The following is a 13,663-nucleotide window of genomic DNA, read 5'->3' on the forward strand; positions in this document are numbered from 1 at the left end:
ATGTTCATTTCCTATTATACGTTGTTTTTTAATCATTTAAAACAAAAACTATCAACTTAAAGGATAAACCTTTAAGTTGATAGCTAAATTGTAATTATTTACTTAAACCAATAGTTGACCATGGGTTTACTTGTGCATCATATGCCCAAGTGAATCCTGTTACATCTTCACTGATTGGTAAAACTTGATCTCTAAATAATGTTGGGAATACAAATGCTTCTTCACTTGCATATTCTTGCCATTCTTTAAAGGCTTTTGCACGGTACTCAGTATCAAATGATTTTTCTGAATCAATGTTGTTCATTAACTCAGTATTTTTCTCTGATTCAAAACGAGTGTAGTTAAATGACGCAGTTGGTGCGTATAATCCTGATTGAGAAGGATCACTACTTAATCCCCAAGCAGCTTGGTATACATCTACTTCTGGATCATCGTTTTTAAGTTTGTCGTAGAATGAGTTGAATTCGATTAGACGACCTGTTGCTAATTTAACATCTAAACCAATTTCTTTCCAACAGTCAACATAGTATTCAGCGATTGGTTGAGCAGTTTCTCCACCAGCCATAGAAGCGAATTTAATTTCTAATTTCTCGCCTTTTGGATCACGACGGAATTCTTCGCCATCTTTTTTCTTGTATCCAGCATCATCTAATAATTTATTAGCTTTTTCAATATCTTGTTTTGTGTAACCTTCTAATTCTTTATTAGAGAAGTCAGCAAAGATTGGTGGAACTAATGAGTTAGCTGGTTGACGTAAACCATGGTAGAATTTCTCACCAATAGCAGCGTTATCTACAGCGTAAGCCATTGCTTGACGTAATTCTTTGTTAGCCATTTTAGCTTCTGGGTTATAAACAACTTTTCCTTCTTTATCATCCCATTTACCTAATTTAAATCCAACATAAGTATAAGCTAATTCAGGACGACCTAACATTTCATAGCCTTCAATATCTTTATATGATGGGTAGTTATCTGTTGGCATAGATAATACCATGTCATATTTTTTAGCTTTCATTGCTTCAGTAATTGAGTTAGATGGAGCAACTCTCATAATGATTTTTTCTAATTTTGGTTTTTCTCCGTAGTAATGTTCGTTAGGAACGTACTCTACTGATTCACCTTGGTTAATTTTAGCCATTTTGTATGGTCCAAATGTTACAGGGTTCTTACGAACTTCTGGACTTGATTCCATACCTTTAACTGGCATATCTTTAAAGATATGAGAAGGCATTGCACTTGACCAAACAGTTTCACTTGTTTGTTTCATACCTGGGTTCATTTCTTTGTAAGTAATTTCGATTGATTTGTCATCAATTTTTTTGATTCCTGAAATTGAATCAGCTTTTCCATCATGGTACTCTTCAACACCAACAACGTTAGTAAAGTCTTCACCGTAACGAATTCCCGCGTAGTCAGGGTGAGCGATAATTAAGTATGGTTGAATTAAATCTTCAGCAATAACAGGTTCACCATCAGACCATTTAGCGTCTTTAGTAATTGTTAATTTGATTGTTTTCTTTTCAACATCAATATCTTTCTTAACTAAACCATTTTCAGTTGTTTCAAAGTTACTATCTGAAACAAAGATTGATTCATGTGACGGTAACATGAACTGAGCGTCATAGTTGTTTTCGTAGAATTCTTCTTGGAATAGACCTGCAAATTGAGTATCCATAACAACAGCAACTTCTAAAGTGCCACCTTCTTTGGCTTCTTCTTTGTTACTTACTTCGACTGGAAACTGTGATACGTCCTCTTGTTTGTCCGTACTTCCCGATTTCTTTCCATCATCTTTTTTTCCACCACAGGCAGCTAAACCAACTGTTACTGCAGCTCCTAGTGCCATAGCACTAACTAACTTTTTGTACTTCATCCTTCATTTCCCCCTATTCTTTTGTTAACCTAATCGCTGACGAGCATCAGCTGAACGCTTAAATGCTTGACCAACATAATTTATACTCAGCATCATTACTAAAATAAGCGCTGATGCGGGAGCCCAAATCCAAATTTTCTCAGATAATACGACACCGTTTGACGCAAATCCGATTAGAGTTCCTAAACTTGGCGTTGCTGGTGGCAAACCAAACCCTAAATAAGATAGAGTTGTTTCAATCCCGATGTTTGCCGCAAAGTTGATTGTCAAGTTGGTAATAATTAAAGAACTCAAGTTTGGCATTAATTCACCAAACATAATTTTAAAATCATTTGTACCTAATGTTTTAGAAGCACTAATGTAATCACGACGAGATTCAGATAATGTTTTACCTCTGAATAAACGCGCTTTGGCTACCCAATAAAAGGCACTCATAATTAATACAAAAGATGTTACGTTGTATTTAGGTGTGATTGTAACGAATACGATGATAACCATTGTAATTGGTAAAATCATAACAAAGTCAACAATTCTCATAATAACCGTATCAATAACCCCACCGTAATAACCTGCTACAATACCTAATCCTACCCCGATAATAGAAGTAATGATAGTGATTGTAAAACCGATAACTACTGAGTTTCTAGCACCGATGATTAACTGGCCAAATACATCACGACCACCCTCATCAGCTCCTAATAGGAACCCGTTAACGCCAGGCTCTCCGTATTTATCAAAAATACTAACCTTCATAACCGCATCTTTATCTAACATCATCGCGCCAATAAAGATACCTAATAATAATACTACTAATAATCCCAATGAAAATAGGGCTAATTTATCTTTTTTAAATTCTCGAACAATCATTTTAAAACCTGTTGGTGGTGCACTGACTGTTTCTTGTTTTTTCTCTTTACTCATGTTCATTCTCCTTTCTTTATCCTTTTCGTTATTGAATACGAATACGTGGGTCTACAATACTCATGACGATATCAGAAATTAAGTTTCCGACAATCGTTACAATACCTAAGATTAATACTAAGGCTGTAATAACTGAGTAGTCACGACCGTTGATTGCATCGATAAATAATTTACCGATACCAGGATAAGCAAAGGTTTGCTCGATAACAACTGATCCACTGATTAAAGCTGAAATTTCATAACTTAATTGTGCAGCAATTGGTAATGATGCATTTCTGAAAATGTGACGAGTAAATACTTTATTAGTTGGAACACCCTTAGCTCTTGCAGTACGAACAAAGTCCATTTGTTGTGCATCAATTACTTCATTACGTAAGTATTGAATTGTAACTGCTGTTGCAAGTAATGCTTGTGAGATAGCAGGTAAGATCATGTGATATAACTTACTGCCAAAGTATGCGAATGTTCCTGGCTCTAAACCAGATCCAACCGAACCTGTTGTTGGGAACCACTCTAAACGGTAACCAAAAATAAATAACATTAATAACGCAAAGATAAAGATTGGTACTGCGAAACTGACAAAGTTGTAAACAACTACTGTTTTGTCAAATAATGAATTTTGGTATCTACCTGAGAATAAACCTAAAGGTAAAGCAATTAAGTAAGTTAAAATTGCTGTTAATAATGATAACCAAATTGTATTCGTTACACGTTGACCAATAATATCAGTTACAGGTAATTTAAATAGGAAACTTTGTCCAAAATCACCTTGTACAGCATTAGTTACCCAATCCCAATACTGAACGTACCAAGGATTGTTTAAACCTGCTGCTTCACGCATTTTTTCAATAGTAGCTGGGTCCATGTTAGGGTTAATTAATCCTGTAAACGGATCCCCTGGCATTGCCTTAGCTAAAATAAAGATAAACAAACTTAAAATAATGATTTGAGGAATCATTGCTAGAACACGACGAAGTATTGTTTTCCACATACTATTCTCCCCCTCTTTCGCTCAATTTAACGGCAGCTTGATGAGTTGAACTAATAGTTTGTAGGTCATAAACTCGACCGTTTTCATCGTAATATTGATTATAAAGTTCATCGTATTCTCTTTCGACTTTACGACGATTTTCTTTATGAGCTTCACGGTTATCAACGTCAATTTTAGGAATCGCTGATAATAAACGTTTCGTATAAATATGTTGTGGGTTGTTATAGATATCATCTCTAGTTCCAATCTCAACAAAACGACCTTTATTCATAATCGCAATATTATCACACATATGTTTTACAACACCTAAATCATGTGAGATAAACAGGTAACTTAAGTTGTATTCTTCTTGAATACGTTTCATAAAGTTAAGTACTTGTGCTTGAACAGATAAGTCAAGCGCTGATACTGGTTCATCCGCAATGATTAATTTAGGGTTAGTTGCTACTGCACGAGCAACACCTAAACGTTGTCTTTGTCCACCTGAAAACTCATGTGGGTACTTGTAAAGAGCATCTGTTGGCATCCCTACAATATCTAATAAACCTTGAACTTTTTTCTTTTCTTCTTGATCAGATAATTTTTCAAAGTTACGAATTGGTTCAGCTATGATATCTAATACACGTTTCTTAGGATTCAAACTTGACATTGAATCTTGGAAAATCATTTGAACATCTTTATTGTAACCAATTTGTTTGCGAGCACTCTTTTTGATGACGCTAGTCCCTTCAAAAAGAATATCTCCAGATGTTGCTTTTTCTAAACCAACAATTGTTTTACCAATAGTTGACTTACCAGAACCAGACTCACCAACTAAACCGTAAGTTGTTCCAGCTTCAATTTCAAAATTAACACCATCTACCGCATAAACGTAATCTACAACTTTATTGAAGAAACCTCCGCGAATAGGATAGTGTACTTTTAAATCTTTAATTTCTAATAATCCCATTACGCTTCCCCTTCTTCTCTAAAGTCAAAGTTTTTGTAGCATGTACAACGAACAAAATGTCCAGGCCCTACTTCATGTAAAGTTGGAGTTGCTTCATGTTCTTCAGCTGCTACCCATGGAATACGTTCAGCAAAACGACAACCAACACGTTCCATGTTTTTAAGAGTTGGTACAACCCCTTCGATCACATGTAACTCACTATCATGCGCATCTTCTTGCGGGATAGAGTTTAACAATGATCTTGTATAAGGATGCTTTGGATTTTTAAATAACTCAGCAACTGGTGCTTGTTCAACAATTTGACCTGCATACATAACCGCTACACGGTCTGCTGTTTCGGCAACAACCCCTAAATCATGGGTAATTAAGATAATGCCTGATTCAGTTTCTTTTTGTAAATCATTCAATAAATCTAAAATCTGTGCTTGGATTGTCACATCTAAAGCTGTTGTAGGCTCATCCGCAATAATAATAGGTGGCTTACATGAGATAGCAATCGCAATAATAACACGTTGTCTCATACCTCCTGATAATTCATGAGGATACTGTTTTGCTACTCGTTCTGGATTTCTAATTCCAACTTGTTCTAATAAATCAATAGCTCTCTTATTACGCTCATCTTCATTTAAATCAGTATGATAAAACAGCGCTTCGGCAATTTGATCACCAATTCTCATTAAAGGATTTAACGCAGATAACGGATCCTGGAAAATCATCCCAATATCATTTCCTCTTACCTTGTTATATAACGTTTCAGATAAACCATTTAAATTCAAATCGTTATAGATGATATCTCCTGTAATTCTAGTTTGGTCTGGGTTTTGTAATCCCATAATCGTCATGGCTAAGGTACTTTTACCACAACCCGACTCCCCAACAATTGCTAAAATTTCATTTTTGTCTAATGTCAGCGATACGTCATCAACTGCATCATAATAATCATCCTTGATTCGAAAACCAGTGTGCAAATTTCTAATTTCTAATAACTTGTTGTCAACAAACAATAGAATTCTCCTTCCTGTTCTATTCCCGTACTGATTTCATTTCTTAATCTATTTCATAAACTCTTCATTATTGTCCATGGATTTTCATACAAAAATCCCAAGATATCCATTAATTATATTAGAATTACAAACATTAATCAATAGTATTCACTAAGAAACGATTAAAAAAAAATGATAAGAAAAGGTGCGCTCGCTCATTTTATCCTTATTTCATCTCATTATTCTTAAATAATTAACGTTATGTTATTGTTCAAATCTCGTATAATCGTTCGCAAAATGCCCATTTCATCCCTTTTATCGTCTAAAAAAAATTCACGTGAAATTAAAACAATTTCGTATAATAAAAAAGATTAAAATGCGATAAAAGAATTTTTTAAAGACAAACTTTTTTTATTTTTTTATTCTTTTTATAACATTTTTTACTAAAAAACCTGCTTTTTTTGCTGTATATCAGTTAAAATTTACTAAAAAAACGAATCAACATAGACTGGAGTTTTCCAATTTAGTTAATTCGTCTTACTTATTCTATTGATTAGCCATAATATAATCGACTGCCGCACCGACTGTTTCGATTTTTTCAGCTTCTTCATCTGAAATCTCAGCATCAAACACATCTTCTAATTCTAAAACAAATTCCATAATACTGATTGAATCTGCTTCTAAATCATCCTTAATGCTAATTGCTTCAGTTACTTTATCTTCGTCAATTTCAAAATGCTCCACGATAATATCTTTGATTTTTCCAAATACTTCTTCACGACTCAATTTACTGCACCCCCAATATTTGATTAATGCGTTTCTAATCCCTCTTAGTTACAATTTTACTTGTAAAAATAACATTTGTCTATCTCAAAAAAAGTTAAGCTTTTGGCTCCTCGAAAAAGGTTTGAAGTTCTTTAACCAAATCTGCTTCTAACATCGTTTTAATTTGACTGATTGTGTGTCTCACAGCAACTGGTCCTGTCGATCCATGTGTTTTTACAACTGGCGCTTTAACTCCAAATAAAACAGCCCCACCATGACTTGAATAATCTAATTGGTCTTTCATACCAAGTAAGCTATCTTTCAGTAATAAAGCTCCCATTTTACCTTTTACTCCACTGCCTTTAATAGATGATTTTAAAACAGTCATCAACGCTTGAGCGGTACCTTCAACAGCTTTTAATACAGCATTCCCTGTATAACCATCTGTTACGATAACATCTGCCCCACCATCAAACATGTCACGAGCTTCAATATTACCAATAAAGTTAATACTTGGTTCATTAGATAATAATTCGAAAGCCGCTTTTGTTAATTCACTGCCCTTTGTTTCTTCAGTTCCGTTATTAAGTAAAGCAACTTTTGGATTAGAGATATGTCTTACCTTTTTAGCATAAAAAGAACCTAGAATACCATAAGTTAATAAATGCTCTGGCTTATTATCAGCATTTGCACCCATATCAATGAAATCAAACCCAGCATTCTCGCCACCTGTAAAAACTGGCATAGTTGTCATTAAACCTGGACGCTCTACATTTTTAATTCGGCCAATGATAAATAATCCTGCTGCTAATAAAGCACCTGTGTTACCAGCAGAAAAAATAGCATCTGCTTCTCCATTTTTAACCGCATGAGCTGCTAAAACCATAGAAGCTTGTTTTTTCTTGCGAATTGATTTAACAGGCTCGTCATCACTTTCGATTTTTTCATCTGTATGAACGATTGTTACATTTACTTCGTTGTCTAAATATTTTTTTATTTCTGCTTCTTTTCCAAATAATAAAAATTCTATTTCTGGAAAATCTTTTTTAGCTAGGTTTATACCTTCTACAATTGCTTGAGGAGCATTGTCGCCACCCATAGCATCTACTGCTATTCTCACATTCCTACCTCTTTTCTTAATACGCTTTTATTCTATCATAAAGCTCTTAATCAAAAAACTCCGATTCTTCTTGTTGTTCTTTCAAACTTGCTACTAAGGTTTGATTTTCTGCCTTATCCATCCAACCCTCTTGAGTTAATAAAAGGGCTGCTTCTACACGAGCCGTTTCCACAATCATCTCATCAGCAACAATATCTCCTACTTTAAAATCTGGTAAACCTGATTGTTTCGAACCAAAAAAGTCTCCTGGACCACGCATTTCTAAATCTTTTTGACTTAACACAAAACCATCTGTTGTTTCTGTCATAATCTTCATACGTTCTTTTCCCTGATCACTTTTAGGATTAGCTACTAAAATACAATAAGAAGCTAAACTACCACGCCCAACTCGTCCTCTTAATTGGTGTAATTGAGCTAATCCAAATCGATCAGCATCCATTATCATCATCGTTGTGGCATTAGGAACGTTCACTCCAACTTCAATAACAGTGGTTGATACTAAGACCTGCATGTCATTTTCCTTAAAACTCGTCATAATTTCATCTTTTTCAGCAGCCTTCATTTTTCCATGAAGTAACCCTACATTAAAGTTAGGTTCGTAAAATTGTTTTAGATGCTCATATATTTCAGTCGCATTCTTAACGTCTAACATTTCAGATTCTTCTATTAAAGGACAAATAACATATACTTGCTGTCCATCCATTAATTGACGATTTAGCCACGTCAAAACTGAATCTACTTGTTTAGGTAAAATCCATCTTGTTTCTATAGGAATCCTTCCAGCTGGCAGTTCATCAATCACTGAAACATCCATCTCACCATAAGCCGTAATTGCCAAAGTTCTTGGAATAGGAGTAGCTGTCATAAATAAAACGTCTGCTCTATTTCCTTTTTCTCGTAAAGCTTTTCTTTGATTGACACCAAACCGATGCTGTTCATCAATGATAACTAAACTTAAATCATGAAAGACAATATCATCTTGAATTAAAGAATGAGTTCCAACCAATATGTTTAGTTCCCCAGATTCTAAATCAGCTAATAGTTGACGTCTTTCAGCTGTCTTTGTAGAACTGGTTAAAAGCCCTATTTTGACGTTTGTTTGTTCAAACACACTTGTCAAACTTTCCATATGCTGCTCAGCTAAAATTTCAGTAGGCACCATTAAAGCTCCTTGCAATCCTTGGCTAACAACAGCAAACAGAGCAATAGCTGCTACAATGGTTTTCCCACTTCCAACATCACCTTGAAGTAGTCGATGCATGTGATCTTCACTTCTTAAATCAGCACAAATTTCATTAACCACTCTTTTTTGAGCATCCGTTAATTCAAAAGGTAGGGTTTGAATAAATCCTTTTAAAGCTTTCACATCATAGAGAATAGATTTCCCAAAAGTTTTAGCTGTTTCTTGCTCTTTTAATTGAAGCATTTTTAATTGAAATAAAAAAAACTCTTCAAATGCTAAACGTCTTTTTGCTAATCTATTCTCTTCTACATTCTCTGGAAAATGCATAGCATAAGCCGCTTGTCGTTTTGGCATTAAGCGGTACTTTTCAATTAACCAGCTAGGCAAGTTCTCCGACATCTCTTGACCGTAATCTTCCCATGTTTGACGAATCAAATCTACTAAAGTTTTTTGTCTAATATTTTTATTAACATGATAAATCGGAGAAAAATCCACTTCTTCTTCCTGAGTCGCTAATACTTTCATTCCTGATAAAGCTTTTCTCCGACCATCCCATTTACCATATATCGCCACATCTTCATTGGCGTTAATTTTAGATTTTAAAAATGGCTGATTGAAGAAGGTAACGTTAATCACTGCTTGATCCGTCATCATCCTAAAAACCAAACGACTTTTTTTGAAACCATAGTAGCTCACAACAGGTTCAGCTAAGACAGTTCCCTTCAATACAACTTTTTCTTGATCTTGAATTTCATCTAACATTTTTTCTTGTATATCATCATATCGAAAAGGATAATACGTCAATAAATCGTTTACTGTTTGAATGCCTAAACTAGCTAAAACTTCAGTTCTTTTAGGGCCAACACCTTTCATTCCAGCTACAGATTGTTGTAATGAACTCACTTTGTCTCCTCCCCCTTACTATAATCAATTATTTAAAAAGGCTGACCAATAACGGGTCAGCCTTCTAATTTATTATTTTATTCAGCTGAGAAAAGGTATGGATAAACTGGTTGATCTCCTTGATGAATTTCAACTTCTAATTCATCATTCCATTCAACTAAAGCTTGTTCTAATTTTTCAGCTTCTTCTGTTGATCCTTCTTCTCCGACAATAATTGTCACAATTTCAGAATCTTCATTAATCATACTTTTTAATGTTGCTAGAGAAACATCAAAACGATCTGGATTAGAGATAACAATCTTACCTTCAATCATTCCTAAGCAATCATTTTCTTTAATTTCAACACCGTCAATTGATGTATCACGTACAGCAGTTGTAATTTGCCCACTAACTACCTCTTCAAGCATATCTCTCATAGCCGCTTCATTTTCATCCAATGATAATTGATCATTGAAACCTAATAATGCCGTCATTCCTTGAGAAATTGTTTTTGATGGAATCACAATAGCTGGAATTTCACTTACTTCAGCGGCTTGATCAGCAGCCATAAAGATATTTTTATTATTTGGTAAAATAATAACTTTTTCAGCATGAACAGCATCAATTGCTTTTAAGATATCTTCGGTACTTGGATTCATTGTTTGGCCGCCACTAATTACATAGTTAACGCCCATACTGCGGAATAATTCTTGAATCCCTTCACCTGCAGCAACTGAAATAATACCATAAGGAACACGTTCTTTAGGTGTTTCAGCTTTTCTCTCACCTTCGTGCTCTAATATTGTTTCATGTTGAACACGCATGTTATCAACTTTGATTTTAATTAATGAACCAAATTTTTGTCCGTAATTCATTACTTCACCAGGTTGTTCTGTATGAACGTGAACTTTGATAATCTCATCGTCTGCTACAACTAATAAAGAATCCCCTAAGTCATTTAGGTAATTTCTAAATGTATCATAGTCAAATTCGCTATCAACAGTTGGACCTTCACCAATACGAACCATAATTTCTGTACAGTAACCGAATTTAATATCTTCAGTTGCAACAGCACCAGAAACGCTTCTATGATGTTCAGCATTTACCATAGCATCCATTTGACCAGGTGTTGGTTGATGTAATTCACTTTCAACGATTTTTCCTGATAAAGATTCTAAAAAGCCTTCATAAACAAATACAAGACCTTGTCCACCACTATCTACTACCCCTACTTCTTTTAAAACAGGTAGCATATCAGGTGTTTTAGCTAATGCTTTTTTAGCACCTTTTAAAGCGGCTTCCATTACTTCGATACAGTCATCTGATTTAGCTGCTTTTTTCTCAGCGCCAATTGCAGCACCACGTGAAACTGTTAAAATAGTTCCTTCAACAGGTTTCATAACTGCTTTATAAGCTGTTTCTACACCATTTTTAAAAGCGTCAGCTAAATCTTGTGCATTAAGTGTTTCTTTTTCAATAATTTCTTTTGAAAATCCGCGGAATATTTGAGATAAAATAACTCCAGAGTTACCTCTTGCTCCCATTAATAATCCTTTTGATAAAATCCCTGCTAATTCTCCAACATGCTCGCTAGTTGCTTCTCTGACAGCTTTAGCGCCACTTGTCATTGATAAATCCATATTTGTTCCTGTGTCACCATCTGGCACAGGGAAAACATTTAAGGAATTGACAAACTCAGCGTTTTGATTTAGGCGGTTAGCACCTGCCTGAACCATTGCTTGAAATTGCCCTCCATTGATTGCTTTGACTTCCACTAAAATGTTCCTCCTCAATTCTTTAAAAACATATACATTCGATTGTCTAATGCAATCAATTATTTCTCAGATTGTACGCGTACACCTTGGATAAAAATATTTACTGAATTAGCTACAACGCCTAGCATTGTTTCAAGATTGTATTTAACACTTTCTTGGACATTTCGACTTACTTCAGAAATTTTTGTTCCGTAACTTACCATGATATAAACATCAACTGCTACACCATTCTCTTCTTGGCGAACTACAACACCACGTGAGTAGTTTTCTTTACCTAAAATATCGTTTAAGTTATCTTTAATTTGATTTTTACTTGCCATTCCAACAATCCCATAGATATCTGTTGCAGCACCGCCGACAACAGTAGCGATGACATCATTAGAAATTTCAATGGTACCAGCTTGTGTTTTAATTTTTACAGCCATTTTGCTACCTCCCTATAGTCAGTATATTCCCATTATCATTCATCATTTTATCATAGAGCACAAGATTATTAAAGAAAAATTCCTATATTAACGAAACTAATCGAATAATTCTTCATTTTTTTATTGCATAAGTCTTAGAACTATGTTAAATTATTCTAGTGTGATTAATGTACAAATGATATATTCAAAGCAAAGGAGGGAATATCATGGCAAAAGAATGTTATATAACTGGGCGTAAAGCAAGATCAGGAAACACACGCTCTCACGCAATGAACGCATCTAAACGTACTTGGGGTGCTAACTTACAAAAAGTTCGTATCTTAGTAGACGGTAAGCCTAAAAAAGTTTGGGTTTCTGCTCGTGCTTTGAAATCAGGAAAAGTTGAGCGCGTTTAATTAAAAACAAACAAGAGTTTAGGAATATTTCCTAAACTCTTTTTCTTTTATTATCAAGCATAATATACACAAAAAAGAGGAGCACTTAGCTCCTCTTTTTATCTTTGGATTGAATGACACACATAATACCTTCCGAAAATGAAAAACGACTGGTCTGGCCTACAAATTCATTACTTGATAAAGAAGTTGGTATATTGAAATCTACTCTATCCAATTGATATTTAGCATCATACAAGCTTAATGATTTAACAGCAGTTAAGCAAACATAAGCTAAATATGGCTTATCTTCTTCTTTTACTATCGTATATTCTCCAGGTAAAAAATAAGAAACACTATTTTGACTATCCGTTATAAAAATTTGACTTATAAAGGGCAAAAAACGCTCCTGAAGCGGTAGCCATAGATTAGATAGATAATGATCCAATCTACCTCCTGTTGCTCCTATCAAGTGATAATTAGCCTCTGGATACTTAACCATCGCAGCAAGAACCCCCAACTGCATATCTGTATCATCTTTTTCAGCTGCACATCTTTCAATAACTGGTACTTTATCTTGTAACCAAGTCCATTCTTCATCTGATAAAGAATCAAAATCACCTACAGCTTGTTCAATAGAAAAACTAGCTTTTAAACCATATAAACTACCACGATCGACACCAATAAAAGCTGTTGTTTCGTTGCTAAATGAAGATAAATCTGGCCACTCATTAGGCGTTCCGCCTCCAATAATTACAACGTCTGTTATCATTATTTTGTCACTTCTTTTAATTTGTTAATTCTTTCTCCTACATCCGGAGAATTATAAACATAAGAACCAGCTACTAAAACATCTGCTCCTGCTTCTACGCATAATGGAGCTGTTTTATCATCGACACCACCATCAATTTCGATTTCATAAGTGTAGCCTTTTTCTTTTCTTAACGCATCTAATTGTTCTACTTTTGTCAAACACTCTGGAATAAAGGCTTGACCACCAAAACCTGGGTTAACAGTCATAATTAAAACTAAATCTGCTAAAGATAAAACATGTTCAATCGCTGAAACTGGTGTTCCTGGATTTATTACCACACCTGCTTTTACGCCTGCATTTTTAATCATTTGCATTGCTCTATGAATATGGACAGTACTTTCTTGATGAACCGTTATGATGTCAGAACCTGCTTTAGCAAAATCTTCAATAAAACGTTCTGGCTCTTGAACCATTAAATGGACATCTAAAGGTAAATCCGTCACAGGTCGAATAGCTGAAACAATATTAGCTCCTAAAGTAATATTCGGAACAAATTGCCCATCCATAACATCAACATGGATGTAATCAGCTCCTTTTTCATCTACTAAACGAATATCTCTTTCTAAATTAGCAAAATCTGCACTTAAAATTGATGGGGCTATTTTTACCAT

Annotated in this window: 13 protein-coding genes; 1 reads left to right on the forward strand and 12 read right to left on the reverse strand. The window is 34.6% G+C overall.

The features are described 5' to 3' along the window. Positions 1-94: 94 nt before the first annotated feature. The 10 genes from ACODH8_RS11010 to ACODH8_RS11055 form a co-directional block, all read right to left on the reverse strand. Positions 95-1,873, reverse strand: coding sequence for an oligopeptide ABC transporter substrate-binding protein (locus tag ACODH8_RS11010; protein WP_332466528.1), 1,779 nt, complete (start codon positions 1,871-1,873; stop codon positions 95-97). Between the two features lie 24 nt (positions 1,874-1,897). Further along, complete coding sequence (locus tag ACODH8_RS11015; protein ID WP_420504270.1) at positions 1,898-2,794, reverse strand: ABC transporter permease; 897 nt, start codon at positions 2,792-2,794, stop codon at positions 1,898-1,900. Between the two features lie 28 nt (positions 2,795-2,822). Further along, entirely contained in the window at positions 2,823-3,785 is a 963-nt protein-coding gene (gene opp4B, locus ACODH8_RS11020; protein ID WP_332466526.1) for an oligopeptide ABC transporter permease, read from the reverse strand. A gap of 1 nt (position 3,786) precedes the next feature. Next, positions 3,787-4,734: an ATP-binding cassette domain-containing protein gene (locus tag ACODH8_RS11025; protein WP_332466525.1), complete on the reverse strand. Its 948-nt coding sequence runs from the start codon at positions 4,732-4,734 to the stop codon at positions 3,787-3,789. Then, complete coding sequence (locus tag ACODH8_RS11030; protein WP_332466524.1) at positions 4,734-5,738, reverse strand: ABC transporter ATP-binding protein; 1,005 nt, start codon at positions 5,736-5,738, stop codon at positions 4,734-4,736. Before ACODH8_RS11030 ends, ACODH8_RS11025 begins: the two co-directional genes overlap by 1 nt. Before the next feature lie 525 nt (positions 5,739-6,263). Next, complete coding sequence (gene acpP / locus ACODH8_RS11035) at positions 6,264-6,503, reverse strand: acyl carrier protein (RefSeq protein WP_332466523.1); 240 nt, start codon at positions 6,501-6,503, stop codon at positions 6,264-6,266. 94 nt (positions 6,504-6,597) lie between these two features. Next, a complete protein-coding gene (gene plsX / locus ACODH8_RS11040; RefSeq protein ID WP_332466522.1) occupies positions 6,598-7,602 on the reverse strand; it encodes a phosphate acyltransferase PlsX in 1,005 nt (334 codons plus the stop codon). 46 nt (positions 7,603-7,648) lie between these two features. Then, positions 7,649-9,688 (reverse strand): ATP-dependent DNA helicase RecG, encoded by a 2,040-nt coding sequence (recG, locus tag ACODH8_RS11045; RefSeq protein ID WP_332466521.1) that lies wholly within the window; start codon positions 9,686-9,688, stop codon positions 7,649-7,651. Between the two features lie 77 nt (positions 9,689-9,765). Then, positions 9,766-11,403 carry a DAK2 domain-containing protein gene (locus tag ACODH8_RS11050; protein WP_332466543.1) on the reverse strand — a complete coding sequence of 546 codons (1,638 nt, stop codon included), beginning with the start codon at positions 11,401-11,403 and terminating at the stop codon, positions 9,766-9,768. A 98-nt stretch (positions 11,404-11,501) separates the two neighbouring features. After that, the gene (locus tag ACODH8_RS11055) at positions 11,502-11,867 is read right to left on the reverse strand and encodes an Asp23/Gls24 family envelope stress response protein (protein ID WP_086340983.1); all 366 of its coding nucleotides are present in this window, start codon (positions 11,865-11,867) and stop codon (positions 11,502-11,504) included. 206 nt (positions 11,868-12,073) lie between these two features. Here ACODH8_RS11055 and rpmB point away from each other — a divergent pair, with 206 nt between their 5' ends. Further along, the gene (gene rpmB / locus ACODH8_RS11060; RefSeq protein ID WP_126793526.1) at positions 12,074-12,262 is read left to right on the forward strand and encodes a 50S ribosomal protein L28; all 189 of its coding nucleotides are present in this window, start codon (positions 12,074-12,076) and stop codon (positions 12,260-12,262) included. An 85-nt stretch (positions 12,263-12,347) separates the two neighbouring features. Here the strand turns inward: rpmB and ACODH8_RS11065 are convergent, their stop codons facing one another. Continuing rightward, positions 12,348-13,010: a thiamine diphosphokinase gene (locus ACODH8_RS11065; protein WP_332466520.1), complete on the reverse strand. Its 663-nt coding sequence runs from the start codon at positions 13,008-13,010 to the stop codon at positions 12,348-12,350. Continuing rightward, on the reverse strand, positions 13,010-13,663 hold the full coding sequence (gene rpe, locus ACODH8_RS11070; protein WP_332466519.1) for a ribulose-phosphate 3-epimerase: 654 nt from the start codon (positions 13,661-13,663) through the stop codon (positions 13,010-13,012). The genes ACODH8_RS11065 and rpe overlap by 1 nt, the downstream gene beginning before the upstream one ends.

The sequence above is a fragment of the Vagococcus fluvialis genome (assembly GCF_048815235.1).
In the GTDB taxonomy this organism is placed as follows: domain Bacteria; phylum Bacillota; class Bacilli; order Lactobacillales; family Vagococcaceae; genus Vagococcus.